Source organism: Thermus albus, from assembly GCF_022760855.1.
In the GTDB taxonomy this organism is placed as follows: Bacteria; Deinococcota; Deinococci; order Deinococcales; family Thermaceae; genus Thermus; species Thermus albus.
In genome coordinates, this window is the sequence record NZ_JAKTNR010000004.1 from 18,362 (window position 1) to 43,629 (window position 25,268).

Sequence of the window (25,268 nt, forward strand, 5' to 3'; positions counted from 1 at the left end):
CTCGCTGGAGAGGGGTATGGAAGCTTCTCCTTCGCCCATGCTGGTCCAACAGGTTCCCTCTGGAGGGATACTGGTTTACACCGGCTCTCCACCTTCGGGGATGGCTGTGGGGCAAGGGGATACCGTATCCCCGGCACCATCCCCCACGCCCTATCCGGTTAATCCGCCAGGTGAACCCTTTATGCCCTCAGGAAGTCCATCTGGGGTAGGGGCCCTAGAGAGGAGGTAACAGGTGAAAGGCTACTTTGCTCTCGTCCTTCTAATGGGTCTATCCCTGGCCCAAGGGGACCCGTGGATCCTCTACCAGGCTCCCAAACCGGCCCCCCCACCACAAACGGAGCCTTCAACACCCCAAGGGCCTTCCGCATTACCGCAGCTTCCCTCGCTTCCCCCACTTCCCTCCTTGCCTTCCCCCCCCTCCATGCCCTCCTCTCCTGGGGAAGAGAAATACCTTCCCGGTACCCTGCTCAGGGGGAAACTGCTCACGGGGGTGTACCTGGTGCCTGGGAAGACGGTACCCGTGGCCGTGGAGTTGGAAAGCGGGGCGGTGATGGTGGGCCAGGCCAGGTTTGAGGCCACAGGGAGGGTGTGGATAGACCTGGATACCCTGGTGGAGGGGGGTCAGGTCCTGGGGGTAACTGCCGTGGCCCTCGAGGCGCAGGAGGTTACCCAAGGGCTGGTGGCCAAGGTGGGAGAGGAAGCCCCCACCCTGTTGGCGGATTTGGTAAGGGGGTCCTTGGGCGGGATTTCGGATTTCGTCAAGGCCACCCTGGAGGCCACCAATGTGGTAGCCCTGCCCGGGGGTGGTCAGGCGGTGCAGCGAACCGTCCCCCCCTTGGAGCTCTTCCTCCTGGCCCGGGCTGCCAACCTGGTGGCCCTTCCCCAGGATCAGACGGCGGTCCTGCGCACGGTGAGGGTGGATCGTGGCACACCCCTCTATGTCCTCTTCCTACCCGGTGGTAACCCGCAAGCAGGCGAAGAGGCTCTCCCTTCCCCTAGAAGGTAGGCTTCACCGACGCATAGAGGTGGCCGCCGAACGGGGGAAAGGGAAAAACCGGATTCTCCTGGACCTCTACCTGGACCCTTCCCTGGAAGGATACCCGGCCTCAGCCCTCTACCACTTGGTCCTCTCCGTCCAGGGGGTACTCCTCCTCTCCCCCACGGCCTGGGAGATACCCCTGGCGGGAGGGGTGTCCATTCCCGACGCCTTTCTCCTTTTCCCCTGGGGGACCGCCTACCTGGAGGTGGACACGGGCCACTACGCCCGGGAAACCGTCAAGGAAAAGCTCCGCCTTTTCCGCAAAGCGGATCGGGTATACTGGGCCTCCCCTAACCGCTCCCGCCTGGACTGGGCACAGGACCTTGCCGCAACCTATGGAACGCCTCTAGTGCCTCTTTGGCTACCTCCTCTGGAATGACCTCAGCGGAAGGGTGGGTCTTCAGGAAGCGGCCAAAGAGTCTCTTTGGAGCCGGGCTAAACCACAGGAGCCCCCCTGTCTGGAAGAGGTAGCGGGAAAGGGTGTCGTAGATGCGCCGTATTCCTGCGGGGGTGTAGCCTCCCCATTTGGTGGCCAGGAAGATGGTACGGCCGCTTGGGGAGAGGAACACCAGCACTTCCCCTATCCGTCCCTTAAGGGTGTATCCCCTCCCCGTCAACACCTGGGCAAAGGCATACCGCAACAGGGCATTCCGGGCCGCTTCGGAAGAGGGGGTGTAGTACGTGTAAGCGAAAAAGGCCTCCCTCCCTAAACGGTCCAGCACCAAGACCTCTCCCCACTCGTACCGTTCCCGTCTGAGGCCGTTTCCCTCCCCCTCGCCCACGGGCAAGACACCGAAAAACCTGGCCCGCCCAAGGGGACTAGCCTCGTACTCCTTGAAGTTAAGGGCCACGAGTCTTCTCATCGCACCAATGGGCTGAAATACCCCATCAAGATGGCCACCACCTGGGGGCTATCCAGGATAAGCCAGAGGGTGCGGCTTTTTTGCCCCACCAGATAGCGGCCATTGACCAGGAGGAACCCTCCAGAGAAAGGGGTTCCTCCCAACCGCACCACCCGGGCCTCCCTGGCCCAGGCGGGGGGCCTCTCGCTCCCCAGGACCAGGGTAACCCGCTTGCCCTTCAGGGCATCCCCGATCCGCTCCGGGGGCACCCCCACGGCAAACACCTCCTGGGCCTGATTCACCAAAAACCAGTACACGGTGCCCTCGTCCACCTCCCTCACCTGGGGCAGTCCCTGGGCTAAGCTAAGGCCCAAGACCAACACTAGGGGTAAAAGCCTTCTCATTTGATCTCCTCCTCCCTGCGGGCGGCATCGGCCACGTACCGGGTGGCCAGGTTCACCACCAGGGCCACCTTGGAGCTCACCGGCCCGTCAAAGGTAAGCCAGAGCCACCGGTCCGGGGTGGAATACCCGGGGGCAAAGAGGTAGGGCTTTCCCCCGCTCCACACCAGGGGAAGCCCCAGGAGGACCTTCGCCAGCTCCGGGCTATCCCGCTCCCCACCCACGGCCACCACCTTGAAGAGGTTGGGGTCATTGAGGGACTTGAGCTTCTCCCTCAACTTCTTTGCGGTGGCCGTATCCGTGACCACATAGGCCTTGCTGATTTGCATCCCCCCGGGCGGGCAGGTGTAGATGGGCACACCCCCGTAGGAGATGTTCTGGCACCCTCCCCCCTTGGCCACCAGGATGAGGTAGTCCAGGATGGCCTCCACCCCGCTCCCCGAACCCACCACCATGATGTCCCCCCGGTTGAAGCCCTGGAGTACCTCGCTCCAGCCGGCCGGGTAGAGCATGTCGTCCGGGAAGCCGCACATCTTCAAGGTCAGGCACAGGGTGCACTTGGTCACCTTGTAGACCGTGCGGAAGACCAGGCTGGGCTGGCTGAAGTCCAGACTGTTGAGGCTGGTGGGGTTACAGCTCAGCACCGCCCCCACCTGCTGCAGGTTGTTGCTGATCCCACCCCAGTCCAGCCCCGCAAGCCAGTCAAACTGGGCCAGGGCTGGAGTAAGGGACACCAGGGCTAGCACCAAAGCTTTGCGCATGCATCACCTCCCGATAAGGGGCCGGTAGAGGAAGGAGAGGTCCGGCGCTATCCCTCCCAGGTCTCCTAGGACCTTGTAAGGGGTGCCTCGCACCCCGGGTATCTCGTATCCTTCCGGCACGGATACCCAGCGCCAGTGGGTCCTCTCGGCCACGAAGGGCAGGGTGTAGGGGGGAACCCCCAGGGGCTGGGCAGGACCCTCCAGGGGCAAGGAGGGATAGGCCAGGACGCAAGGGGGGCAGTACTCAATGCGGATGTCTATGGTGAGGGGCACGTGCCAGTAGACCACCAGCCGGGATAGCTGGCTCCAGGCCCAGCCCACCCAGTTCCCCAGGTTGATCTGGGAGAGGTCCACGTTGCGGATGTCGGGCACGTTGGTGGCCTCCAGGATGTTGAAGGCCTGGAAGAGGCTGGTGTACCCAAACGCCTCGTAGACGGGCAAGGAAGCCGGGGGAAACCAGCGCTTGGCCTCCTCAAACTTCCAGAGGCCCGGGCTTTCCCTCATCCCCTTGATGGGCTCGTTTTGGGGTTTGCCCCCGGTAAGGCCCGTGAGGTCGTTTCCCAGCTTCAGCGCGCTGTCCACCAGCATGAGGCCCCGGGCGGCGCACCCCGCCACCTCGTCCAAACTCCCCGTGCACCCCTTCAGGACCGGTATCCCCTGGGTGAGGGTGCGCAAGGGGGTTTCCACCAGGGCCTTCACCTGTTGCTTTAAGGTATCCGCCACACCCGGAATGCCGTAGAAGGCCTTACTGTCGTACAAAACCCTCACCGAGCGGTAGAAGTGCACATAGAGGTAGACCTTCTCCACCTCGCTTCCCGCCTTGTCTATGAGGGCCTTGTAGGTGTCCCATATTCCCTGAATGGTGTTCCACAGGGCCTGGGGGTCCCGGGGCAGGAGCTCCGTGTACACCGGGGCCACCACGGCCCCCCCGTTCAGGAGGTGCCCCTGCCAGGGGATGGGCAGGTAGGCCTTGGGGGCTCCCAGGCTTTGGAAGTCCCCGCCCAAGCCAGAGAGGAGGTCCTGTGGGGTGTTGGGCCTTGGGGTGAGGAGGATGCGGGCCACCTCCTCCAGGTACTGGGGATAGTAGCGCTCAAAGGCGTGCCGCATGGCCGCCTTGACCCGGGCGTCCGCAGCCTCGCTGTTGAACCAGAAGGGCCGGGAGGGGTAGCCGGGGGTGCGGAAGATCTCCGTCCCCTGCACCATCACCTTGAACCCCGGGATGTACATGATGGGGAGGAGGTTCAGGCCCAGGTCGTCGCAGAAGTCCTCCGCCTTGACCTGGGGTACCGGTAGGTAGCGGTCCAGGCTGTGCAGGCCCGCGGAGGCTATCTTCCCCGGGTCAAAGGGGGTGAGTTTCCCCAGGAAGGCGGTGTCCAGGCTCTCGGAGGGGACGTTCAGCCGCACCTCGGGGAGGGGTGGGTCCAGGTCCGGCCCCTTCAGGCCGAAGCCGCAGTAGGTCAGCCAGAAGGCAGGATTATTAAGCTCGGTGATGACCCGCCAGTAGTACCTCTCCTCAAACCTCTGCCAGGCCTTCCTGAGGTCCCTGGCCACCTCCCGGGTGGCCTCGAGGCTGGACATGGGAAGCCTAAACTCGTGGGCCTGGGCCTCGTTCCAGGGCATGCGGTCCTTGCAGGCGTTGGGGTCCTTTTGCGGGTCACATGGCCCCTTCTGGTACTCCTGGTAGCGGTCCTTGCGCAAGACCTCCAGGAAAGGCCACCGCCCTTTGAGGAGTTGTTCTAAGCGATAGTCGGGTTGCGACAGCAAGTACTTGGTCCACTCCTCGTACCTGGGGCCTGGGACCGTGTTCTGCCCCAGGGCCAAAGGGAGTAAAGGCAAAAGGAAAGACAGGCGCCGCATCACAACCCCCTTTCACGGCACCAGTCCCCAAGGCGCTTGTACCACTCCTTGGCCTCGGGGCGGTTCAGGCCCCCATAGGGGTTGCGGTCAGGGAGGAGGCTACGGGTGATGTAGGTGACGTAGGGGTCCCCCTCCACCGCTTCGATCTCCTTGCCCTGGGGCTGGAGGTAACCTTCAAGCCCGGGTATCCGGTACCGCCTCCCCTCTGCGGTTACATAGCCCCCTGGCTCCACGGGACGGTCGTTGTCCGTGGCCGCCCGCCAGGTGGTCCGCCAGCGGGAGAGGTACCACTGCACATCCCACGCCGACACCTGGAGCCGCCATCCGTACACCTGGATCTGGTAGTCGTAGTGGACGGAGAAGAGGCTGATCCAACGCCTCTCCACCTGGGCGCTACCCCGTATCCGGTTCTGCCCGTCCCACACTTCGCAGGTGATGGGGTAAGCGTTGGTGGCACCGTAACGGGTTAGACCACAGAAGTAGGCTTGGCCTTGCCAGCGCCAGACGAGGCGGAAGCTCTCCCAACCGGCCCCATAGTTGCCGCCAAAGGTGAAGTCCCAGGGGGGAATGGTCTGGTCCGTGTAGGTGAGGCTCTGGGGGTTTTCCTCGTCCAGGCTCAGGGTGCCCCGGGCTTTTACCAGGGCGTACCCCCGGTTCCTCCCCTGGGCGTCGGTAACCGGCTCCACCCGGGTCCAGTCCGTGGGGGGAGGGTTTGGCAGGGTGAGGCGCACCTCCTCGCTGCCGTTTCCCAGGTCGAAGGTGGCCTTGCCATTCCAATCCCCTCCGTAGGTGTAGATGTTGGTCCACCCCGTTAACCACCCTCCCCCCCACCGCCATAAGGGGCTAGGCTCGCTCAAGCTCAGCTCCTTAAACTCCACCCGGGCCTTCAGGTTGGCCTGGGAGATGCACCCGTAGAGGTAGGCCCGGGCCTCGGGTAGGCCGTCTGCCGTGGGCACCAGGGCCAGGGTCTGGCCCAGGCAGTCCGGACCATCCGGCCAGTCGGGACGGTCCACCAGGTACCTCCCCGCCATGGCCGCTCCCTTCTGGCCGGCACCTTGCGGGGGCCAGATGACCGCCAGGCTGTCCTTTTTGTCCAGGGTGGCCTTGGGCAGGACATGGAAGCGGGTATCCGCCCTATAGCCCGTGGGGCAGTAGGCCTTTGCGGTACCCTCCGGCACCACGAAACGCACCGGCCCCCCCACCCGGCTCGTGTACTCCTGGGCCAGCTGAAAGGTCCAGGGGGAAACCTCGGGCACGAAGAACCAGATCTCCGCCCCCCGGGTCTGGCGCCCGTAGAAGGCCCTCAGCTTGGCCATGGAGTCAATGAGGGTCTTCTGGGCCAGGTCTGCGGGAGAGATGCCGGCGAAGATGCTCCCCCCGGAAGGGGGCTGGTAGCCCGTCATCCCGGGGTAGCGGTAGCGCTCCGGGCTTCCCCCGGGGGGCCTGACGGTAAGCCAACCCCCAGTCTCCATAGGCACGGCCCCATCCGGGGAAGCCTGCCAGGTCTTGACCCCCGAGAGGGGCCAGACGGCGTACTCCACCCGGTAGCGGTAGGGCCGGTTGCTGGCGTCGTACTCCGTGGTCACCCCAGCCTTGCCCCGAAGCCTCCCCTGGCTGTCGTAGACGTCGTAGGTCTGTCCGTTGGGGTAGCTCCCAGGGCTAAAGCCGGAAAGGGTGAAGGTATCGCAAGCCCCCGGGCACAGGTAAAGCCGCCCGTTCCAAGAAAGGGACTGATACACCGTGCCCTGGGTGGGGTTACCCCCGGTCTCCAGGAGGAACTCCACCCGCACCCGGTAGCCCTCCTGGGCGTTGCCCTCCAGGTAGCCCCGCACCTCCGTGGAGGGCCTCGGGCCATCCACCAGGCCCACCTGGGCCAGGGCCAGGGAGAGAAGGGGAATGACCGCCAACTGACGCATATCGCCTCCCTTAGGGGTATTGCCGCCCCCTTTGGAACATGGGCTCAATCATGAGGAGACCTTTAAGGGTGGGCACGATGCCCGTGGGGGTCTCCACCAGGGCCAGGCACCGCCTCCCCTCCTGGGTGTCCTTGTAGAGGCGGCACGAGGCCAGCACCTGCTGGCGCTCCTCCTCGGGTACCCCGGGGTACTCCCGGTCCGCGGGGTCGTAGTAGCGCCGGGGGATGAGGCGGTCCAGAAGGAGGTAGTCGTGCCGCCACCCCTTCACCATGAGGAAGGTCTTGATCTCCACCTTGGGACCGATGTCGGCGCCACGGGCGTTCTGCCCCCCGAAGCAGAAGGTGATGAACCCTCCGCAAAGCCTCCCTGTGTAGAGGAGGCCCTGGAGGATGCTGGGCACATCGGTGAGGATCTTGATCTCCCCGGCGGGGTCCGCCCTGGTGCAGATGCCCAGCCAGTTGCAGTCGTAGAAGTAGCCCCGGGCCGCCTTCGCCAGGGCCTCCCGCACCGGGCCCGGAATCTCCTTGGCGTAGGCGTAGGCCAGCATGCTGGCGGTGGCCCGCTTGTGGTCCTCCTCAATGCGGCGGGCAAACTCCTGGAGGGCGGTGTCGTAGTCCATCCCCGCCCTCTGCTCCCAGGAGATGTAGGCGTAGGCCGTCCCTGTAGCGGTGATGGTGCCGGACCTTACTTCCCAGTAGCGGCTATTGGGTACCTCTGCGCAGTAGGAGGGGGCAGAGTAGACCGGGCTCACCTGGTAGTTCTGGTAGTAGGTGGTGGTCTCCCAGGTGCTCCCGTTCCACTGCTGGGTGGTACACCTGAAGTTGGCCCACTGCTCCCGCCAGTAGACGAAGGCCTCCGCCCGGAAGGTATGGCGTCCGTTATCGCGGTCGTCCAGCTCCCGGGTGGAGGTGGACACGCTGGGGCACCCCTGGACCCACTGGCTTCCCCCTGGACCCTGCAAGGGGGGATCGTAGCCTGCCGTCCCCCAGGCCACATCCTTAAGGGCCAGCTGCCCGCCACTCCACGAGACCCGTACCCAGGCCGTGGCCCCTGGGGCCGTGGTGCTGGCCGAAACGGAAAAGCTCCCCCGCTGGGTAAGCCCGGTAGGGAACACCTGGAGGGTGAGGGAGGGCTGGCCCACGGGAAGCTCCCGGTAATCCGGTGGGGTTCGGGGAACGTGGCAGGTTTGGGCCAAGCCTAAACCCAACAGAAAGGCTCCCAAGGCTATGCCCCGCATAGACACCTCGGGAGCCATTATACACGGTAGTAGAGTTATTGTCCGCTAGATGGTGTGTAGGTGATGGTAAAGCTAGTAGTCTGTCCCGCCTGTATCTGGACCGTGCCCCCTGGGGGCGTGGGAGTATAGGTGATCCCGTTCACCACCACGGCGAAGGCGGTGATGGTATAGGTGCCTGGGGGCAGGTTAAGGACAGTGCTCTTGGTAACCGTGATGTCCCCGGTTTGGCCCGAGACCACCACATGCCCGTCGGTGCCGCTCGGTGCTCCCTGGAAGAGGATGGCCAGGGCCAGCTCTCCCGTGGGCGAGGTCACGTTCACCGTGATGCCCTGGGTGCGCTCAACGCCTCCCCCGGAGGCCTTCACCACCAGGGTGTAGGTACCAGGGGCTACCGTGTTGGCCACGGAAAGGGTCAGGGGTACGTCCGTAGGCCCGCTAGGGGTTACCGGTCCACCCGTGAGGCTAAACCCCTGGGGAGCCCCCACAAGGGTGAAGCTGATGCTACCCGTGAAGCCATTCTGTGGGGAGATGGAGGCCACCAAGGTGGTGGACGCTCCCTGGGTCAGGGTCATGGAGGTGGGGGACAGGCTGAAGGTGAAGTCCGGCTGGGATACGGTGAGGACCAGGCTGGCGGTGGCCGTGGCACCACCCCCTTCTGCTTTGACCGTGAGGGTGTAGCTTCCGGGGGCCACGCCCGTCTCCACCTTCAGGGCCAAGACCACCTGGGTGGGTCCGTTCACGGCCACGCTATCGGGGGTCAAGGTGACGCCGCTGGGTGCCCCCACCAGGGAGAGGGCCACGTTCCCGCTCACGTTCTGGGGGGTGAGGGTGGCCTTCACGGTGCCGGTCCCCCCCTGGGGCACGGTGAGGGTGGTGGGGTCCAGGCTGAGGGTGAGGGATGCGGGCCGGTTTTGGTAGGCCACCTGGACCTCCGCCCGGCTTCCGGGGTTTAGGAGGGCCGGGGAGCCACTCACGCTGGGCACATAGGTGCCCACGGGGTCGGCTTCCACAAAGTAGGTGCCTGGGGGCAGGGTGAGGAGCCGGCTCGTGGTGAGGGAGGACACGGTGGTGCCGCTTCCGTCCTTCACCCGTACCCGGGCATCGGTGCCGCTAGGCAGGCCGGAGATGTTCACCAGGAGTTCTCCGGTGCGAATCTCTTTGGCGTAGGTAATGGTCTTGGAAACCGTGCTTCCGGGGGCAAGGTTAACAAAGTCTGATGTGGGATTGGGCAGGTACCGTTCCCCGGCGTAGGTTACTGCCTCAGCCCTTAGGGTATAGACACCCGGTCGTAGGGTTAACCGTGTCGTCTTGGTAACCCTCCCGTCAAATCCTTCGCCACTTACCCGAATACTGCCTTCGGCTCCTTCTGGAAGACCGTCCACCACCAGGATGAAGGTACCGGGAAGAGTTGACACGTCCACGGCATACCGCACCCGCACCTGAGCCCGCTTTCCGTACTTCACCTCTGCGGGGCTTCCCTCCACCGTGGGAAGGTATTTCTCTCCCCCGGAACCCGTTACCGGATTGGCGGTAACCTCATAGCTGCCCTCAGGAAGCTCCAGAACCTTGGAAGCGGAAAGTTTAATCCCCTTGGGTTGGACCGTTACATCCGCCTCCACCCCTTCCGGAAGCCCCCCTACGGCCACCGAAAGCTCCCCGTTCAGGGAACCTTGTATGCTGGTGCAAGCTCCTAAAAGCAAGGCCATCCCCAAAAGCCATGCCCTTACCATCGGTACATCACCCCCACACCAAACCGGGACACGATGGGACCACTTCCCAAGGGGTAAGACTGCAACCCCTCAAGGGCCAGGGATACACCCGCCACCAGGTCCACCTTTAGGCCAAAACTCCCTTCTCCGTAGAGGAAACCAGGGCCGTAGAGGCCATACCCCAGACCCAAACCCATGCGGTAGCCGATGCCTTGTCCCTCCCCCCGGTAACCCACGCCTAGGGACCCGTAAGGACCCAGCCCTCCTAGGGCACCCAAGACCCTTAGGGAGAGACCGGAAGGCAAGGTGTAATCCAACTGGGCAAATCCCGAATCCAACCCGGTCAAGTAGACGGCCAACCCAAAGGGCTTGGGGGTAAAAGACCGGGGTATTTCCTTCCGTAAACGGGCCACCTCCTCCTTAAGGGAACGCACCGCCTCCTCCAGGGAGTCCACACGCCCCGAGAGACCAGAAAGACGCTTTTCCAGCTCGCTCACCTTAGCCGATGCCGCCTCCACTGCCGCTAGCCGGTTACCCAACTGGGCTAAGGAGGCGGACAAGGCAGCCCACTTCTCCTCTAAGAGCTTTCTGTTCCCCTCTAGTCCCTGGGAGAAACTCTCCTCAAAGGCCTTCAGTTTACCGTCCACATCCCGCAAGGCTCCGGCCAGGGTGTTCATCTCCTCCCGGTAGTCCTTGAGGGAACGGTAAACCACCCCCTCCAGGTCGGAAAGGCGGGCCGCCACCTCTCCCACCTGGGCCAAGGCCTCCCTGGAAGCCTCTACCCCTTTCCCCGCCAAGGTGGAAAGCTCTCCTTCCAAGGAGGCCAGCTTGCCCTCGAGGGTCTTCAGACGATCCGAAAGCCCGGCCACCGCCTCCTGAGAACCTTGCACCTCCTTGCGCCACAACTCCACCGCCCTTAAAAGCCCCTTGAGGGCTTCTATATCCTCCTTGGTGAGGTCCCGTAGGTCCTTAAGCCGGTACTGGAGAATGAGGCGCCATAACATGGCCGCCATCTCCCCACGGGTGATGTTGGCGTCTAGACGCAAGGCCCCATCGGGATACCCGTAGAGGATACCCTCCTGCACCAACTGCTGGGCCGCCTCCTCCGACCAACCCTGGGCCACTCCCAGGGGAAGGAGCATTAGGCCCGCAAAAACTCCCCACCTGCGCATCACTTCACCTCACCCCACCTCTGGCTCAAGACCACCTGACGCCCCGTACCCACCACCGTGGCACTCCAAGAGAGCTCCAAAGGAGGAGTTCCCTTTTCCACCAGAAAGGCTCCACGTTCGGATTCCTGAGGTAGGAGCCTCCCGGGAACCGCCGCCCCTTCCCGCCACAGGAGTCGGAAGGAAAAGGGACCATCCTTGCCCCGTAGGGAAAGCCGGGCCGGGTCCAGGACCACCGGGTCCCGTCCCGCATTCAGAACCCGGTATTCCAGGAGAAGCCCCTCCCCAGCCTTGGTTACCGTGAACTCCGCTTGTAGGGGAGAAGATGGGGCCACTTCTCCCTTGCGGGAATCCGCCCCACCCGAGACCCTCGACTCGGGTAAGGGAGGGGGAAAGTCCTGCGTCTGCTGAGGGTAACGGATCCGATAACGGTAGGTGGTGAAGTTCTTCTCGTCTATCACCAACCGGAGGAGGAAGACCCTACCTCCTGCGGTTACCACCAGGTCGGTGGTTCCTGCCCGTTTGGTGGGCCTGAGGTAGATGCTGTTGCCGAAGACCCGGAGCTCAAAGAGGTCGGAACGGGCGGAAACCGCCTGCTCCACCTGTTCGTCCACATCCACCACCGTCAGAAACCCCGGGGTGAGGACCACGATCCCAGGCCGCACCATCAGGTCCCGGACGTCGTAAACCCTTTCCACATAGGGGCCTAACTGGGCTAAAGCCCACCCGACTAGGAAAACGGCAAGAAACCTCTTCACCCCCTTACCTCCGTGCAAACTGGTATGTCCGTGCCAAGACGCCCTCCTTTACCTCCATCCAAAGCCGGTACTCCCTGCCGTCCCAAAGCATTACCCAAAGCTCTCCCTTCCCCTCCTTGACCAGGGGTCGCACCAGCACTATGGTGCCTTCCAAGACGGCCACCTGCACATAGGGCCAACCCGTGGCTACATACCGCACCTCCTCCCCAAAACGCAAAACCGTGGTGGCATAGGGTACCAGCTCAATGCGGTAAGCCCCCGTACCCCAGGCCATCCCTAGGCCCCAAAGCCACACCCCCACCACTAACCCTACGCCTCGCATCTGCCATAGATTATACACAGAAGGCAAGACTTGTGAAGCTACTAAGTCAGTAGTAGACTTGGGGTGATCCAATAGGAGGGGTGGAGGTATGAGGAAGGATGAGTTGATACGGCGGAAAAAGGATGGGTTGATACGGAGGAAGGGGGACTACCTGGTCCCCCGGAAGGAAGAGGACGTCATTGACGTCCCCTGGCGGGACGTCGGTGATGCGGTTGAGGATGGAAGGAGTGGAGGATCCGCCCTTTGGGAGTTTGTCAAAAGGGCGGGAATCATCGCCTGGGCTATCGTAGGCTTCTGGATAGCTCTGGCGGTGGTGGCCAAACTGCTGGGGTACTGAACCCAGTACCCCGCACCCACCCCTGACCTCGGGGGTGGGTTTTTCGGTTTACAGGCCCAAAGCCCTCAGGTACTCATCCAGGAAGGCGTTGACCTTTTCCGGGAGGTCCCCCAGGCCCAGGAGGGCTCCCATGATCACCGACGGGGTGCCGTTCAAGACCTTGGTCACGGGCGTAGCCCGTATCTTGAGGCCCTGGCCCGCTTCACCCGAGAGCAAGGGCAGGCGTATGGTCTTGGGTCCCGTACCGAAGTCGTAGGTGAGTTCCACGGTGATATAGGCCTGCACCGCGCTGGGCAGGACCACCCGGCCCACCTCAAACCGGAAGGTGGCCGCCTTGGCCCTGGCCTCAGGCGAAATCCGCTCCACCAGGCTCCGGTCAAACCGGGGGATGGCCAGGTAGTTGTCCGCCTTGACCAGGTCCACGGCCTTGAGGGCCTCCACCAGGCCCTGGACCGCCTTTTGTGCCTCTTCCGTGGCCACCTCGCTGGGGTTCTTGCGCACGGGCTCGTCCGAGGCCTTGGGTTGCGGCTGGGGTTGGGAGGCCTGCGGTGGCGGGGGTCCGCTTTGGGGCCCCTGCACCCCAAATGAACCTCCCAGGGCGTTTAGCCTTTCCTCGGCTTTCCTGAGGACTTCCCTTTCCACCGGGGTCTTAGCCTCCTTCTCCTGAGCCAGGATGGAGGCGTAGGTTTGTCTGGCCTCTTCCCTCCTCCCCAGGGCCTCTAAGGCCTTTCCCTTTTGGAAGACCACCCGCCAGAAGGAGTACCACCCTCCCACATAGGGCATGGTCCCCACAAGCTCCTTCCAGGCCCTGAAGTATTCGTCTGCGGCCTTTAGGGCCTGCTCATAACCCCCGGTCCGGACGTAGGCTTCCACCAGGAGTTCCCTGGCCAGGATTTCCTGGGGCATCCTGCCAGTGACCGGCGGAGCCGCATGCTGGAGCAGGATGCGGGCATCCCGGAGGGCCTTGGCGGGTTCCCTCTGGAGATAGGCCCTGGCCCTCCCGTACCCGTACAGCCAGATGTCCCGTCCCTGCCGGTCAAAGGCATAGGGGTAAAGGGCCTTTAGTCCCAGGTTGTAGTAGGAAATGGCCACATCCCACTGGCCAGAAGCAGCATAGTAGACCCCGTAAAGGTAATGGAACTCTGGGCCTGCACCACTGCCATAGGCTTCCGCATTCCGCTTCTCCGACCGAAGCCGGGCAAACGCCTCCTCCCGGATGCGGGGATCAGGATGGGCCAAGAGGTCCTCCCCCACCGTGGGAACCGGTTCCGGTCCCCGGTAAGTCCCCGCACCAGGTAGGACCCCAGCCAAATCTGCCTCCCCAAAAAGACCTCCCGTTGTAGGTGCACAAGCCGCTAGAAAAGCGATGAGCCACACCAACCGCCGCATCCCTTCTCACCTCCCTAAGAGGCCCAGGTCATATCCCAGGCCCCACAACAGGCTTAGGAACAGAAAGACCACCCCCGCCACAGTAACCGCACGGCCTACCTTCATCACCAAAGACCAGCGCTCCCCCAGGGCCAACAGGGCCTGGCCACCGTCCAAGGGCGGTAGGGGAAGCAGGTTGAACCAGGCCAAGGCTAGCTGAAGGCTTACCCAAAGGGCCAACCCCTTCACCACACCACCCTCCAAAAGGGTGGCACCCTGACGGAAAAAGGCTAGAAAACCCGCCTCGCCTGCTGGGATTAAACCTAAGAAAAACCCCACCAGGCCAGAGACCAGCAAGGGAGGCAGGGTGAAGAAGAGGGCCAGCCCTCGCCAGAAAATGCCCCAGTCTCCCAAGAAGCCCAGGGCCACCAGGCCTACCAAGGCCGCCAGGAAGTTGACCCCTGGCCCCGCCAGATAGACCAGGACCTTCTGCCAGGGGCGTAACCCCGCAAAATCCCTCTCCCCAGGGTTTACAAACCCCAGGAGGGGCAGAAGCCCAATCCGGTATTCCGTACCCCCCCTGCGCCAACGCCAAAGCCAGGGGGGGCCTCCCACGGCCCAAAGGGAAACCGGGACCTCAAACCGCCTCAGGGCCACAAAATGGCCCCATTCGTGAAGGGCTATGGACAGGTAGACCATGAGGAGCAGGACCAGCCCTTCAACCACCTTTCACCACCCCCTTGCCCAAAAAGGGACCGGGCACCTCACTGGCCCCATGGTAACGGTCATCCGGCAGATGCTCCACCATGGCCTTTATGGTCCTCCCCAAAACGGGAAGGGCCTCTTGCCCTAGGGCCTGGAGCTCCAGGAGCAAGAGGACCTCCGCCTCATCCCCTTCCATCTTAAGTCGCACCGCTCCTTCTACCACTTCCGTGTCGCCTAGGGCCAAAGACCTCTCCACCACCGGGGCTAACTCCTTCCAGCCCTCAAAGGGTGCCCTACGGTTAGGAAACTTGGGCACCTTAGGGCTCCTAATCCACACCAGGGCTAAAGCCCCAGCCTCACCATAGCGCCCCTCCAGGACCAAGGCCTCAAACCGCCGGTACTCCCGGTCCAAGAGGACCTTAAACCCCAGGGCCAAGGCCTTCCCCAGATAGGGGTTCTCCACCAAAACCTCTGCTATCCGCTTGGCCGTCTCCCCCCGGTTTCGCATGCGGATACCCTTCATCCCTACCTCCCTGTCCTATCCCTAACCGCTCCACCACGATCCGGCGATTGGCCAAAAACCGCACCGCAAACACCAGGTCCTCCCAACCCACCTTGCCCCCACCGTAAGCCCGATAGAGAAGCTCCAACCACCGGGCCTCCGGCCAGGTGGCCTCCCGCTTCAGACGAGCGGCCTCCTCGGCTAGAAGGTGGTCCTGACGCCGTACCGCCTCCGCCAGGATGGGGTCCAACTCCCTCCAGCCCGATGGAGGTTTCTCCCGAAAGTCCTTGTGAAACCACTCGGATCGGGCCATCATCACGGAAAGCACCGCCGCATCACATACCCTGCCCTCCTCTAAAAGGTTCAGTATCTCCCTCACCTCCCTGCGCCACAACACCCCAACGCCCTCCATGAGGGCTAAGCCTGGAAAGGTTTGCTTGGCCTGCAAAAGCCTAAGCACCTCCAAACTGAGCCTGAGAACCGGCTTCAACTCAACACCCTCCCCAAAACCCCTGCCCAGAAAGCGTAGGTAGGAGCCACGCTGAGGAGAAAACCACTGACCTGGGCTAGGGCCTCCTGCGGTGAGTGCACCGCAAAGGTGAAGAACCGGGTTCCCCAAACCAAAAGGTGGGAAACCTCCCTCTCCACATACCCTCTCCAAGAGGAAATCCACCCTTCCACCTCATGGGGAGAAAGGACCCAGTAAACCCCGATTAGAAAGGCCATCCCTCCCAGGAGGAAGCGAAGGGGTATCCTCAGGACACTCCCTACGGCCAGGCCCAAAAGGAAGGCTAGTCCGATGGACACGAATGCCCCAAAGGGATCATACGGCCCGTGCATGGTCCATTCCCTCCTTTATGCCGTGTAGGAGCGAATAGCGGGCAAGGCCCAGGGCATCCAGGGCGTGGGGTCGGTATCGCTTAGGTAGCATCTGGATGTCCTTTAGCAGGGGACCGTACCCGTCCAGGTGAAGCCGAAGCCAGATGCCCCGATCCGTGGGGTCTAAGCCAGATGGGAAAGAAAGTCCGGCGAAGTGGGTGAGGGGGACCCGGGGAGCAAAAGCTCTCTTCCAGGTGGGGGGAACCACATGGCTTCCCAAGGCCACCAAAGCCCCTATCAGGGCCACGGGGACCAGGGTATGCCGCCCAGGGCGTTTACCTCGTACCTGCCACCCTTCCACCACAATCCGGTCTGAGGTGAGGAGCAAGGGACGGAGGCCTTCCACCATGCGACGCACCGCCTCCTCTGGGTCTTGGGGAAGGACCAAAACTCCCAACTCCCCCCCCGGTAACCGGGCATACCCCAGGTGAACCCCCGGATCAAGGGCCAATAGCATCCAACACCTCCTCCCTCCACGTCCGGTAAGAGGAGAAACCCAGGATCACCTTTTCCGTCTTCCCCATGACCACGGCGGTGGGTGTAACCCTGACCCCGGAACGTTCGGCTTCCGCTAGGCCCTCCTCTAACCACTTCCTTGCCTCACCCTCGTCAAAGCCCCAATCCCTCAGCCTGATGAGCCAGGCCTCGTAGGACCCCTGGTGCTTGGCCACTGGAAGGTACCGCACCAAGGCCTTTACCTCCGCATCGGAAGCGAGCGCCGCTTCCAAACGCCCGCAAAAGGGACAGAGGGGATCGGTGAAGAGGAGCACATAGGGCCTTTCCCTCCTAGGCCAGGCGTTTTCCAACACCCAATCCGTAGGGTGTACCGGTTGAGCCCGTCCATCCCATAAGGCCCAGAGAAACCCTAAGGCAAGGACCACACCCCCTAGGACCACAACCCTAGGCCACGGGTACCCTCTCCCCATCCTTCACCCCCTGCCCCAGGAAAAAGCCGTACTTCCGAAGAACCCCCAAGGCCTTGGCCCCCTCCACCATGCCCGCCCACCCTCGGCTCCGCCCCGCAAGGGTCAGCATCCTAAGGGCATCGGGGTCTAAACGGCCCCCCGCCAGGGACAAAAGTTCCAAAACGGCTATCTCCAAGGACCGCTCCACCTCATCGGGATACAACCCCCGGGGGAAAGACCCCTCAAGCCTAAAGCCCCCCTCGCCAAGCACCACCCTTGCCCGCAACCCACTCCACAGGGCAAAGTAGCGTACCAGCTTGTCCAGTTCATGCTTCCTCAACATTCTACTTTAACGGTATCACGTTTGACTTCTGTGGTAGACAGACTGGCCAACTTTTGGCATACGGCACGCATTCTCTCCACATCGGCAAAGGAGAGAAACTTCCGCCAGTTTTCCCTCCCCCCTAGAAGCTTCTCATGGGGCCAGTAGGCCACCTCAGGCCACCCCAAAAGCCTCCCCAACCGCACCAGCCTCCGCAGGAGGCGGCCTCCGCTTTGGGGCCCCTGCACCCCAAATGAACCTCTCCGTGGGGCACGGGGCGGCCTAGGCAGGTCCGCCCAATCCCGGAGAACCCTAAGGAGCTCCAGGCTCGCATCCCACCCCCACCTCCTCTCCTCCCACCAACGGAGCCATTCCGGACTGGCCGTGGCCAAGAACCTCTCCTCCAAGGCCCGCCGTATCCGCCAAAGAACCTCCCCCAAGGACACCGGTCGGTCCCTCCGGAGCCAGGGGAGAAGGGCATCCAAACCCCTCTCCAGCCGAAGGAGATCATCCTTCGGATACCCCTTGGGGACCGATACCCACACCCCTTCGGGGGCTTCCCGTAGGGTAAACCCCCTACCCCTTTTGAGAAGGTCGTATAGGAAGCGCAGGAAGTCCTCACCCTCCAGGGAGAACCAAAACTTGGCAAGAAAGGGGTCTTGGGGAGACATGAGCCCTAGTCCAAAGCGGCCCTGGAACGAAGGAGGATAACCTCCTCGGGAACAACGGCACTGGCAAACTCACCATCAGAGCCAACATCCGGGAGGTCCTGCAGGGCTATGGTCCAAATGTTGCCTCGCTTGGTGTGTTGTTTTCTCACATCTATGCCGAGGGCCTTAAGGGAGGAGCGAAAACGGGCTATGCGGTGGGATAACCCCAGGGGATTCCCCGGCCACCCCTTGGGCTTCACCTTGGTGTAGCCCGCATAGTCCTCCAGCTCCTGGAGGAGGTCCTGGGCCGTCCCCGAAAAGCTTCCCTTTTCCCCGATGTAGGACACCAGGAGGCTTATGACCACATCGTCGTACACGGCGGAGATCTCCAACATCCCCCGGGAGCGTTCGTAGGCGTCCAGGAAGGCATCCCCTAGGCCGATTCCCCCCAGGCCCCGCCACACGAAAAGGGCAAAGTCGGCCATCCGGGGCACAAAGTCCGGTTTACCGGTGCCCCGCAGGGCCAGGGAGACCAGCTCTATCAGGGCACCCATGATCCTGGGCCGTAGGGCCTCGAGGCGTTCGTAAACCTCTGTCTCCGGTTTACGCTCCGTATCGGGGACCCGGTAGAGCTCCACCACCATGGACCGGTCAATCAGGTCGGGTTGGGTCATGGGGTCCACCACCGAGGTGAGGATGAGGGGCCGCCGGTAGACGGCCACATGTTCCGCCTGGTCCGTGTACAGCTTCCGCAAGTACATGGCCTCCCCCGTGGCCATGCGGCACAGGGAGTCGGCAAACTCCTGGCTAAAGGAGGAAACGTTGTCCATCACCACGATATGGCTCCAGGTGGCGGCCACCATGAGGTCCTTGGCATCCCTTGAGGGGGCCATGGACAGCACCCGGTGAGGGTCCACCAGGCTCTTCAACACCCGGGCCGCCGTGGTCTTCCCCGCCCCCTTCTCCCCCCTCAGCAACAGCACCGGGTAGGACCCATGGGGGTTCAGGGTTCCCAAAAGCCACCCTATGAGGAGCAGCAGGCCCTCATCCACCCTGGGATCACCCTCGGTAAAGCTCAGGAGCTCCTTGAGGAGGAAAACCTCCCTGGCCTCCGCCTCCTCAGGAAAGGGCAGGGGCTGCATGTAGGCCGACCGCAAAAACCGCACCGGTAGGGCGTGCACATCCTGGACTACCTCCCACCCCTCGGGGCCTATGCGCACCACCCCCACCCCTTCCCCTAGGTCCCAAAACAGCTCCTCCCCAAACCCCCCTACCCTCACAAAGAGGGGATAGTGGGGCGCCTTGCTCCCTAAGGCCTTCAGGCCGTCCACCAGGGTGGTCCAGTCCTCCCGGCGAAGGATCACGGGGTCGGGTAAGGAGGTAAACACCTTCCCCATGGCCCAGCGCCGAAACCGCTCGTCCTCCACCGGATAGGTCCGCCCCCCAGGGAGGTCCACGAACACCTCCTGCGTGCCCTGGGCCTGGAAGAGGGAAACCTCCTCCCGCAAGACCTCCAGGGCCAAATCCACCCGGGACTTCCTGCCCATCCCCTTACCTCCCCGCGGGAGCCTCAAGATGCTCCCTGGCGTAACGCTCCAACTCCTCCAGGGAGATCACCGTGGCCCCTCGTGGACCAGGCCGGGGACGGGGGCGGATCACCCCCTTCCGCACCGCCTCCCGTATCTCCCAGATGGGCACACCCAGCACCTTCGCCGCCTCCCGCACCGTCAGGTACCGCACCGGCAGGGACCGGGTGGGAATCGGATCAAGGGAGGGAACGGAAGAAGAGGTCAGCAAAAAGGCCAAAACCTCCCGCAACTCCAGGTTGCCCACCTGCGCCAGGGCCTTCGCCAACCGGGCCACCACCTCCACCGAACCCCCCCTCTCCCCCTTCTCCAACCGCCACACCGTCGGCCCACTAACCCCGGCCAACCGGGCCAGCTCCTCACGCCCTATGCCCAACCGCTCCCGTAACTGCCGCAACCGCTCACCCACCATGCCAGCACCATACAACAGTACATGTCTTTTTGTCAATCTTTAGCGCAATGACAGGATTGCCAAAACATATGTGTTGACAGCATGTAAAGAACAGGTAGGATACCCCTATGGCGGAGTCGCTGGGTCACGGGCGTAGCCCGTATCTTGAAGCCCGGTTACTGGCGGAGATGTCCTCGGAGGAGCTAGGGCGGCTTTTACGGGAGTTGCGGGAGAAGCGGGGGCTGAGGCAGCACCAGGTGGCGGCCTTGGCCGGGGTGCATGCCTCGTACCTCTCCCACCTGGAGGCGGGGAATAGGAACTTCCGCAAGATCAGGCCGGACATCCTCATCCGGGTGTTGAAGGCCTACGGTTTGGAGGAGGAGCTCATCCTGGAACTCATCGGGCTTTGGACGGGGATGAAGGTATCCCTGCCCAAGGAGAAGCCCGAGGTGCCGCCCGAGGCGGAAACCCTAACCCCCCTGGTCCTCCCCGTGGTGGAGGCGGGAGCCGGGTCACCCGCCTGGGACGATGCCCAAGAGACCATGATCCTTTACCTCCCCGATCTCCGGGGCAAGGGGGGCCAGGTGTTTGGGGTGCGCATCGTGGGGGACTCCATGGAACCCCTCCTCTATGAGGGGGACATCGCCGTGGTGTGGACGGAAGGGGGCTATGGCCCCGGTACCCTGGTGGCCATCGGCATTCCCGGAAACGGCATCATCGTGAAGCAGCTCTACTACGGCCCCAAGGGGGAGCCCCTGATGCACAGCCTCAACCCCCGGTATCCCGACCAGCCTGTGCCCGAGGGAGCAAAGGTTTGGGGACCCGTGATCCAGATCGTGCGCTCCCTGCCCGGGGGCAAGCCTGGTCGTCATCTCCTGCCCTGAGGCCATGCCCCGTCGCGCCAAAGGAGAAGGCTCGGTGCGGTACCGGAAGGACCTCCGGGCCTACGAGATCCGCATCACCGTGGCCGGAAGCCGTAAGAGTGTCTACCTGAAAGGTCCCAAAACCCGGGAAAACGACCGCAAGGCTGACCTCCTCCGGCGCAAGCTGGCCCTGGCCTATGGCCTTACCCCCTTGGAGGGCACACCCCCTCCTCTCCTGGACTGGTTGGAGGCGCATGCGGAAGCCCTTCGCACTGAAGGGCGTCGGGACAACACCCTCTACCACTATGGACGCTACATCACCCTGGTGAAACAACACCTGGGAAACCCCGTCCTGGACCGCCTTACCCCAGAAGCCCTGGAAGCCTTCTACCGCCGTCTGGTGAGCCTGGGGTACTCCCAAAGCGTCATTACCCATGTGCGTAACTTTCTCCATGGAGCTTACGAACGGGCCATCCGATACGGCAGGGCGGGACAGAATCCCGTGGACCTGGCCCGTCTCCCCAGAATCACCCCTCGGGAAGCAGGCCGGGAGATCACGGAGGAGGAGCTGGAGCGCATTCTGGCCGTGGCCCGGTCCCACCGCCTCTTCGCTGCCTTTTACCTCCTGGCGGCCTTGGGCCTGAGGAGGGGCGAGGTCTTGGGCCTCACCTGGCCCGATGTGGACCTGGACCGGGGGGAGATTCACATCCGCCGAGCCTTAGTGCCCAACCTCCTAAGCGGCAAAACCGTCTTAGGTCCCACCAAAACCTCGGGGTCCAACCGAACCCTTCCCCTTCCCGAAGAAGCCCGGCAAGTCCTCCTGGAACACCGAACCCGCCTGATAGAAGACCGCCTCTACCACCCCGAAGGCCTGGTCTTCCCCTCCATAAACGGCACCCCCTTACGCCCAGAAAACCTCCGGCGAACCTGGACCACCCTCCTGCAAAAAGCAGGCATCCCCAAAGCCCGCCTCCACGACCTCAGGGCCACCTTCATCACCCGCATCATCCGCCAAACCGGTAACCCCAAGCTGGCCGCAGCCCTGGCCGGCCACAAAAGCCTCCAAACCGCCCTCCAACACTACGCCAAGGTAACCCAGGAAGACCTCAAAGCTACCTTGAAATCCCTTAGGCTCTTGCCGGACCCGTGGAGCCCGGATAGAGGGTAGTGGGGACGGTGGGGAGCGTGCTCCATCACCAAGGGGCTACTTGGGTTATCTTTCACCTTTTGGTAAATGCGCCGCTACAGATAAGGGGTAAACAAGGGGTAAGAAGAAACAAAACCCCGGGCATAAACCCGGGGTTTATGCCGTTTCCATCGTGGTGGGCGGCAGAGGATTTGAACCTCTGACCTCTCGCTTGTAAGGCGAGCGCTCTGACCAGCTGAGCTAGCCGCCCGTGGTGACCCCAGGGGGAATCGAACCCCCGTTTCGGCCTTGAGAGGGCCGCGTCCTGACCGCTAGACGATGGGGCCCCGCTTTGGTGGGCCGTGCAGGATTCGAACCTGCGACCTACCGATTAAAAGTCGGTTGCTCTGCCAGCTGAGCTAACGGCCCAACAGCCTTAGTGATTATAGGCGAAGGGCAAGGGCTTGTCCAGGGCACGGACTAGGAAAGCCCCCTTAGCCGCTCTAGGAACCAAAGCCCAAAAGCCTCCTCCTCTGCCCTCTGCCGCAGGGCCTCGAGGTCAAAAGGCCTAGGCTCCACAGGCTCTAAGGCCACTTTGGGAAGAGGAGCCGCCTCAAGAAAGCTGAAAAAGGCCTCGTCGGCCCAAGGGGGCACCCAGGCCCCGCTGCGGCACAGGAAGGCCCGATGGAACATCCCCTCCACCGGGCCTCCAGGGTCCTTAGCCCGCACCAGGGGAACCTTAGGCTCGGGCTCCCGGGAAGGATCCCGCCAAGGGGGGTAGAACACCCGAAGCCTGGCCCCTTGTCTGGAGTAGTAAACCATCCAGTCGTCACAGGCGGGCTCCTCCCCCAAGGGGCGATACCCAGCGTCGTGATGGGCGTCAAAGAGGACCACTTCCCGTATCCCCTCGCGCACCTCGGGATGAAAGGCTAAGGCGTTGGAGTCGGCATAGTAGAGCTGGGCATCGGGAGCGAAGGTAAAGCGTTCCCAAAACCCTTCCCAGCCCTGGGCTTGGGGTAAAGGCAGTCTCCTTAAGAGAAAGGCCAAGGCCCGGTCCTCCCAGGCCTGCCCCAGGTAGAAGGGGGTTTCAAACTGGGCCCAGGAGAAAAGGAAAGCAAGAGGGTCTTCCGCATCCTGGGGCACGGGGAAAAAGTAGTCAAAATCTACCACCAGTAGCCGCATCCCCTTCCATACATAGCAAAGCCCCCGCCTCTTGGGCGGGGGCTAAGGGCCAGCGGCTTACCAGACGTAGAAAAGGGTGACGATGAAGAGCCAGACCGCGTCCACCAGGTGCCAGTACATGCTGGCCGCCTCGAGGGTGCCGTGGTGGTGCTGGCTAATCTTGCCCCTTAGGGCCTGCAGGTAGGCCAGGATGAGGCCAAAGCCCCCGATCACCACGTGCAGGCCGTGGAGGCCCACGATGGTGAAGAAGGTGGCGGTCCAGAGCTTCTCCTGCCAACTGGAGTGGTGGTAGAACTGGTAGAACTCGTAGGACTGCACCAGGAAGAAGAGGACCCCCAGGATGATGGTCACGAGAAGGCCAAAGCGGAAGGGGCTGAACCGGCCCCGCCTTAGGTCGTGGTGGGCAAAGTGCACGGTGAAGGAGGAGCTCACCAGGAAGAAGGTGTTAAGGAGGGCAAGTCCCAAGGCCGGCCGCTCCTCTGGGGGTACGGCCGCGCCCGTGAGGCGGAGGTAGAGGTAGCCGGCGATGAGGATGGCGAAGAGGCCCACTTCGGAGACGATGAACCAGGCCATCCCCATCCAGGCATTGGACTTACCGGAAAGGGTGTGGTGCTCCACCGGGTGGCTGTACTCGTCCTCGAGGGCCCAGCGGATAAGGCCATAGGCGAAAAGGGCCAGGAAGACCCACATCCAGGTGTTGGGCACCGGCAACGCCGCCACGGAGACGAAGAAGGCGAAGAGGGTGGCCGCGGAGTAGAAGGGCCAGAAGGAGTTGTTGGGCAGGTGGATATGGCTGGGATCTTCCGGCTTCAGCTCCACCCCCTTCTTAGCCCAGTCGTAAAGGGGCTTTTCCGAGGGGAAGTCCTTGGGCAAGGCCACGTCAAAGTTGTGGGCCTTGGGCGGGGAGGTGGTGAGCCACTCCAGGGTGTAGCCGCCCCAGGGGTTGTCGGACGCCTTCTCCCTGGAGCGCAGGCTCTTCCACATGGCGTAGATCCAGACCAGGCCACCCAAGCCCAGGATGAAGGCCCCCACGGTGGAGATGAAGTTTAGCTCAGGCCAGCCAGCGATGTCGGCGTTGTAGGTGTAGTACCGCCGGGGCATGCCCAGGAAGCCCAGGGCGTACTGGGGCAAGAAGACCAACAGGTAGCCCACCAGGAAAAGCCAGAAATGGAGCCGCCCCAGGCGCTCGTCGTACATGCGGCCCGTCATCTTGGGCCACCAGTAGTAAAGCCCGGCGAAGGCCCCAAAACCGGACCCCGCCATGAGCACGTTATGGAAGTGGGCCACCACGAAGTAGGAGTCTTGGAAGTGGTAGTCCAGGGGAGTCATGGAGAGCATAACCCCGGTGATGCCCCCCAGGAGGAAGTTGAAGATGAAGCCCAAGACCCAAAGCAGGGGCGTCTTCATCTGCAAATGCCCGCCCCAAAGGGTGCCGATGAGGTTAAAGAGCTTCACCCCCGTGGGCACGGCAATGAGAGCCGTAAAGAAGGCGAAGGCGATCTGGAAAACGGTGGACTCCCCCACGGTGAACATGTGGTGGGCCCAGACCATGGTGCCCAAGACCACGATGCCCATCTGGGCCCAGACCATCTGCTTGTAACCGAAAAGGGGCTTACGGGCAAAGGTGGAGGCCACCTCCGCCAAAATCCCCAGGTAGGGGAGAAGCATCACGTAAACCGTGGGGTGGGAGTAGAACCAGAAGAACTGCTGGAAGAGAACCGGGTCCCCCCCGATATCAGGGTTGAACCAGGAAAGCCCAATCTTGCGGTCCAACAGGACGAGGAGGGTGGCCGAGGTGAGCCCCGCCAGGCTAAAGAGGTTGAGGACACTGGCGGCGAAGACGCTCCAAACGTACATGGGCATCTTCCACATGCTCATCCCCTGGGCCCTGAGGTTGTAGATGGTGGCAATAAAGTTGGCGTTGCCCAAGAGGCTGGAAAAGCCCAAGAGGAGAATGGCCACCATGTAAAAGCTCACCCCGCTACCCGACTGTACGGAGAAGGGGTAGTAGAAGGTCCAGCCCACGCTGGGTGCGCCCCCAGGGAAAAGGAAACTCATGAGGGCCAGGATGACGGCCCCCAAGAAGGCCCAGTAGCTGAAGGCGTTGACCCGGGGCAGGGCCACGTCCCTAGCCCCCAGCATGAGGGGCACCACGAAGTTGCCAAAACCCGTGAGGCCGGCTTGGATGATGAAGAAAAACAGCATGGTGGCCCCGTGCAGGGTGAGGACCTGGTTGTACTGCTCCCCGGTAAGCAAGTGGTTGTTGGGCACCGCCAGCTGCGCCCGGATAAGCAAGGAGAAGACTCCCGCCAAGGCAAAGGCAAAGAAGGCGGTGGCGGTGTAGAGAAGCCCAATCTTCTTATGGTCTACCGTGGTGAGGAGATCCCAAAGGGTTGCCCAAAAACCGGCTTTTGGCTTGGTCGCGATGGCCATTTCCCTAC

The 25,268-nt window shown here is 62.8% G+C and carries 27 protein-coding genes and 3 tRNA genes; 5 read left to right on the forward strand and 25 right to left on the reverse strand.

Features of this window, described 5'->3' with window-relative positions; translation table 11 throughout:
- The first annotated feature begins 421 nt into the window (after positions 1 to 421).
- Complete coding sequence (locus L0D18_RS05370) at positions 422 to 1,006, forward strand: hypothetical protein (protein WP_243027847.1); 585 nt, start codon at positions 422 to 424, stop codon at positions 1,004 to 1,006.
- A complete protein-coding gene (locus L0D18_RS05375) occupies positions 957 to 1,418 on the forward strand; it encodes a hypothetical protein (protein WP_243027848.1) in 462 nt (153 codons plus the stop codon). Before L0D18_RS05370 ends, L0D18_RS05375 begins: the two co-directional genes overlap by 50 nt.
- On the opposite strand, the gene L0D18_RS05380 is transcribed toward L0D18_RS05375, so the two are convergent.
- From L0D18_RS05380 to L0D18_RS05425, 10 genes are read right to left on the reverse strand one after another with little or no spacing between them, the layout of a single operon-like run.
- Complete coding sequence (locus L0D18_RS05380; protein WP_243027849.1) at positions 1,330 to 1,902, reverse strand: hypothetical protein; 573 nt, start codon at positions 1,900 to 1,902, stop codon at positions 1,330 to 1,332. The two genes, L0D18_RS05375 and L0D18_RS05380, sit on opposite strands and share 89 nt — an antisense overlap.
- Positions 1,899 to 2,285, reverse strand: a complete 387-nt coding sequence (locus tag L0D18_RS05385) for a hypothetical protein (RefSeq protein WP_243027850.1) — start codon at positions 2,283 to 2,285, stop codon at positions 1,899 to 1,901. Before L0D18_RS05385 ends, L0D18_RS05380 begins: the two co-directional genes overlap by 4 nt.
- Positions 2,282 to 3,043, reverse strand: a complete 762-nt coding sequence (locus L0D18_RS05390; RefSeq protein ID WP_243027851.1) for a hypothetical protein — start codon at positions 3,041 to 3,043, stop codon at positions 2,282 to 2,284. The genes L0D18_RS05385 and L0D18_RS05390 overlap by 4 nt, the downstream gene beginning before the upstream one ends.
- Before the next feature lie 3 nt (positions 3,044 to 3,046).
- A complete protein-coding gene (locus L0D18_RS05395) occupies positions 3,047 to 4,900 on the reverse strand; it encodes a hypothetical protein (RefSeq protein ID WP_243027852.1) in 1,854 nt (617 codons plus the stop codon).
- Complete coding sequence (locus tag L0D18_RS05400) at positions 4,900 to 6,816, reverse strand: hypothetical protein (protein WP_243027853.1); 1,917 nt, start codon at positions 6,814 to 6,816, stop codon at positions 4,900 to 4,902. The genes L0D18_RS05395 and L0D18_RS05400 overlap by 1 nt, the downstream gene beginning before the upstream one ends.
- A 10-nt stretch (positions 6,817 to 6,826) precedes the next feature.
- Positions 6,827 to 8,053 (reverse strand): hypothetical protein, encoded by a 1,227-nt coding sequence (locus L0D18_RS05405; protein WP_243027854.1) that lies wholly within the window; start codon positions 8,051 to 8,053, stop codon positions 6,827 to 6,829.
- Between the two features lie 35 nt (positions 8,054 to 8,088).
- Positions 8,089 to 9,783, reverse strand: a complete 1,695-nt coding sequence (locus L0D18_RS05410) for a COG1470 family protein (RefSeq protein ID WP_243027855.1) — start codon at positions 9,781 to 9,783, stop codon at positions 8,089 to 8,091.
- The gene (locus L0D18_RS05415) at positions 9,777 to 10,934 is read right to left on the reverse strand and encodes an S-layer homology domain-containing protein (RefSeq protein ID WP_243027856.1); all 1,158 of its coding nucleotides are present in this window, start codon (positions 10,932 to 10,934) and stop codon (positions 9,777 to 9,779) included. Before L0D18_RS05415 ends, L0D18_RS05410 begins: the two co-directional genes overlap by 7 nt.
- Positions 10,934 to 11,689: a TrbG/VirB9 family P-type conjugative transfer protein gene (locus L0D18_RS05420; RefSeq protein WP_243027857.1), complete on the reverse strand. Its 756-nt coding sequence runs from the start codon at positions 11,687 to 11,689 to the stop codon at positions 10,934 to 10,936. The genes L0D18_RS05415 and L0D18_RS05420 overlap by 1 nt, the downstream gene beginning before the upstream one ends.
- Positions 11,690 to 11,693: 4 nt before the next feature.
- Positions 11,694 to 12,011, reverse strand: a complete 318-nt coding sequence (locus L0D18_RS05425; protein ID WP_243027859.1) for a hypothetical protein — start codon at positions 12,009 to 12,011, stop codon at positions 11,694 to 11,696.
- Between the two features lie 88 nt (positions 12,012 to 12,099).
- On the opposite strand from L0D18_RS05425, the gene L0D18_RS05430 reads away from it, so the two are divergent.
- Positions 12,100 to 12,348: a hypothetical protein gene (locus L0D18_RS05430; RefSeq protein ID WP_243027861.1), complete on the forward strand. Its 249-nt coding sequence runs from the start codon at positions 12,100 to 12,102 to the stop codon at positions 12,346 to 12,348.
- A gap of 48 nt (positions 12,349 to 12,396) precedes the next feature.
- Here L0D18_RS05430 and L0D18_RS05435 read toward each other — a convergent pair whose 3' ends face one another.
- The 10 genes from L0D18_RS05435 to L0D18_RS05480 form a co-directional block, all read right to left on the reverse strand.
- Positions 12,397 to 13,737 (reverse strand): hypothetical protein, encoded by a 1,341-nt coding sequence (locus tag L0D18_RS05435; RefSeq protein WP_243027862.1) that lies wholly within the window; start codon positions 13,735 to 13,737, stop codon positions 12,397 to 12,399.
- A 6-nt stretch (positions 13,738 to 13,743) separates the two neighbouring features.
- The gene (locus L0D18_RS05440) at positions 13,744 to 14,442 is read right to left on the reverse strand and encodes a site-2 protease family protein (protein ID WP_243027863.1); all 699 of its coding nucleotides are present in this window, start codon (positions 14,440 to 14,442) and stop codon (positions 13,744 to 13,746) included.
- Positions 14,435 to 14,929, reverse strand: coding sequence for a hypothetical protein (locus tag L0D18_RS05445; RefSeq protein ID WP_243027864.1), 495 nt, complete (start codon positions 14,927 to 14,929; stop codon positions 14,435 to 14,437). Before L0D18_RS05445 ends, L0D18_RS05440 begins: the two co-directional genes overlap by 8 nt.
- Positions 14,841 to 15,320 carry a hypothetical protein gene (locus L0D18_RS05450; RefSeq protein WP_243027865.1) on the reverse strand — a complete coding sequence of 160 codons (480 nt, stop codon included), beginning with the start codon at positions 15,318 to 15,320 and terminating at the stop codon, positions 14,841 to 14,843. Before L0D18_RS05450 ends, L0D18_RS05445 begins: the two co-directional genes overlap by 89 nt.
- Positions 15,321 to 15,409: 89 nt before the next feature.
- Complete coding sequence (locus L0D18_RS05455) at positions 15,410 to 15,730, reverse strand: hypothetical protein (RefSeq protein WP_243027866.1); 321 nt, start codon at positions 15,728 to 15,730, stop codon at positions 15,410 to 15,412.
- A 16-nt stretch (positions 15,731 to 15,746) separates the two neighbouring features.
- Positions 15,747 to 16,259 carry a hypothetical protein gene (locus L0D18_RS05460; protein WP_243027867.1) on the reverse strand — a complete coding sequence of 171 codons (513 nt, stop codon included), beginning with the start codon at positions 16,257 to 16,259 and terminating at the stop codon, positions 15,747 to 15,749.
- Positions 16,243 to 16,611, reverse strand: a complete 369-nt coding sequence (locus tag L0D18_RS05465) for a thioredoxin fold domain-containing protein (protein ID WP_243027868.1) — start codon at positions 16,609 to 16,611, stop codon at positions 16,243 to 16,245. The genes L0D18_RS05460 and L0D18_RS05465 overlap by 17 nt, the downstream gene beginning before the upstream one ends.
- Before the next feature lie 91 nt (positions 16,612 to 16,702).
- Positions 16,703 to 17,050, reverse strand: coding sequence for a hypothetical protein (locus tag L0D18_RS05470; protein ID WP_243027870.1), 348 nt, complete (start codon positions 17,048 to 17,050; stop codon positions 16,703 to 16,705).
- Between the two features lie 655 nt (positions 17,051 to 17,705).
- On the reverse strand, positions 17,706 to 19,226 hold the full coding sequence (locus tag L0D18_RS05475; RefSeq protein WP_243027872.1) for a hypothetical protein: 1,521 nt from the start codon (positions 19,224 to 19,226) through the stop codon (positions 17,706 to 17,708).
- A gap of 4 nt (positions 19,227 to 19,230) precedes the next feature.
- Entirely contained in the window at positions 19,231 to 19,677 is a 447-nt protein-coding gene (locus L0D18_RS05480; RefSeq protein WP_243027873.1) for a helix-turn-helix domain-containing protein, read from the reverse strand.
- Positions 19,678 to 19,784: 107 nt separating this feature from the next.
- On the opposite strand from L0D18_RS05480, the gene L0D18_RS05485 reads away from it, so the two are divergent.
- Complete coding sequence (locus L0D18_RS05485) at positions 19,785 to 20,540, forward strand: XRE family transcriptional regulator (RefSeq protein ID WP_243027874.1); 756 nt, start codon at positions 19,785 to 19,787, stop codon at positions 20,538 to 20,540.
- Between the two features lie 4 nt (positions 20,541 to 20,544).
- A complete protein-coding gene (locus tag L0D18_RS05490) occupies positions 20,545 to 21,687 on the forward strand; it encodes a tyrosine-type recombinase/integrase (RefSeq protein ID WP_243027875.1) in 1,143 nt (380 codons plus the stop codon).
- 152 nt (positions 21,688 to 21,839) lie between these two features.
- Here the strand turns inward: L0D18_RS05490 and L0D18_RS05495 are convergent.
- From L0D18_RS05495 to ctaD, 5 genes are all read right to left on the reverse strand, one after another.
- Positions 21,840 to 21,916, reverse strand: a tRNA-Val gene (locus L0D18_RS05495).
- 1 nt (position 21,917) lies between these two features.
- Positions 21,918 to 21,992, reverse strand: a tRNA-Glu gene (locus L0D18_RS05500).
- A 6-nt stretch (positions 21,993 to 21,998) separates the two neighbouring features.
- Positions 21,999 to 22,074: transfer RNA gene (locus tag L0D18_RS05505), tRNA-Lys, on the reverse strand.
- 51 nt (positions 22,075 to 22,125) lie between these two features.
- A complete protein-coding gene (locus L0D18_RS05510; RefSeq protein WP_243027876.1) occupies positions 22,126 to 22,827 on the reverse strand; it encodes a hypothetical protein in 702 nt (233 codons plus the stop codon).
- A 57-nt stretch (positions 22,828 to 22,884) separates the two neighbouring features.
- Positions 22,885 to 25,260, reverse strand: a complete 2,376-nt coding sequence (gene ctaD, locus L0D18_RS05515) for a cytochrome c oxidase subunit I (RefSeq protein WP_243027877.1) — start codon at positions 25,258 to 25,260, stop codon at positions 22,885 to 22,887.
- Between the last annotated feature and the right edge of the window lie 8 nt (positions 25,261 to 25,268).

Excerpts from the sequence above, each read along its gene's own strand:
- L0D18_RS05370 (WP_243027847.1), top strand. The coding sequence starts at position 422 with ATGCCCTCCTCTCCTGGGGAAGAGAAATACCTTCCCGGTACCCTGCTC.
- L0D18_RS05380 (WP_243027849.1), bottom strand. The coding sequence starts at position 1,902 with ATGAGAAGACTCGTGGCCCTTAACTTCAAGGAGTACGAGGCTAGTCCC.
- L0D18_RS05385 (WP_243027850.1), bottom strand. The coding sequence starts at position 2,285 with ATGAGAAGGCTTTTACCCCTAGTGTTGGTCTTGGGCCTTAGCTTAGCC.
- L0D18_RS05390 (WP_243027851.1), bottom strand. The coding sequence starts at position 3,043 with ATGCGCAAAGCTTTGGTGCTAGCCCTGGTGTCCCTTACTCCAGCCCTG.
- L0D18_RS05395 (WP_243027852.1), bottom strand. The coding sequence starts at position 4,900 with ATGCGGCGCCTGTCTTTCCTTTTGCCTTTACTCCCTTTGGCCCTGGGG.
- L0D18_RS05400 (WP_243027853.1), bottom strand. The coding sequence starts at position 6,816 with ATGCGTCAGTTGGCGGTCATTCCCCTTCTCTCCCTGGCCCTGGCCCAG.
- L0D18_RS05405 (WP_243027854.1), bottom strand. The coding sequence starts at position 8,053 with ATGCGGGGCATAGCCTTGGGAGCCTTTCTGTTGGGTTTAGGCTTGGCC.
- L0D18_RS05410 (WP_243027855.1), bottom strand. The coding sequence starts at position 9,783 with ATGGTAAGGGCATGGCTTTTGGGGATGGCCTTGCTTTTAGGAGCTTGC.
- L0D18_RS05415 (WP_243027856.1), bottom strand. The coding sequence starts at position 10,934 with ATGCGCAGGTGGGGAGTTTTTGCGGGCCTAATGCTCCTTCCCCTGGGA.
- L0D18_RS05425 (WP_243027859.1), bottom strand. The coding sequence starts at position 12,011 with ATGCGAGGCGTAGGGTTAGTGGTGGGGGTGTGGCTTTGGGGCCTAGGG.
- L0D18_RS05430 (WP_243027861.1), top strand. The coding sequence starts at position 12,100 with ATGAGGAAGGATGAGTTGATACGGCGGAAAAAGGATGGGTTGATACGG.
- L0D18_RS05435 (WP_243027862.1), bottom strand. The coding sequence starts at position 13,737 with ATGCGGCGGTTGGTGTGGCTCATCGCTTTTCTAGCGGCTTGTGCACCT.
- L0D18_RS05445 (WP_243027864.1), bottom strand. The coding sequence starts at position 14,929 with ATGCGAAACCGGGGGGAGACGGCCAAGCGGATAGCAGAGGTTTTGGTG.
- L0D18_RS05460 (WP_243027867.1), bottom strand. The coding sequence starts at position 16,259 with ATGCTATTGGCCCTTGATCCGGGGGTTCACCTGGGGTATGCCCGGTTA.
- L0D18_RS05470 (WP_243027870.1), bottom strand. The coding sequence starts at position 17,050 with ATGTTGAGGAAGCATGAACTGGACAAGCTGGTACGCTACTTTGCCCTG.
- L0D18_RS05475 (WP_243027872.1), bottom strand. The coding sequence starts at position 19,226 with ATGGGCAGGAAGTCCCGGGTGGATTTGGCCCTGGAGGTCTTGCGGGAG.
- L0D18_RS05480 (WP_243027873.1), bottom strand. The coding sequence starts at position 19,677 with ATGGTGGGTGAGCGGTTGCGGCAGTTACGGGAGCGGTTGGGCATAGGG.
- L0D18_RS05485 (WP_243027874.1), top strand. The coding sequence starts at position 19,785 with ATGGCGGAGTCGCTGGGTCACGGGCGTAGCCCGTATCTTGAAGCCCGG.
- L0D18_RS05490 (WP_243027875.1), top strand. The coding sequence starts at position 20,545 with ATGCCCCGTCGCGCCAAAGGAGAAGGCTCGGTGCGGTACCGGAAGGAC.
- L0D18_RS05510 (WP_243027876.1), bottom strand. The coding sequence starts at position 22,827 with ATGCGGCTACTGGTGGTAGATTTTGACTACTTTTTCCCCGTGCCCCAG.
- ctaD (WP_243027877.1), bottom strand. The coding sequence starts at position 25,260 with ATGGCCATCGCGACCAAGCCAAAAGCCGGTTTTTGGGCAACCCTTTGG.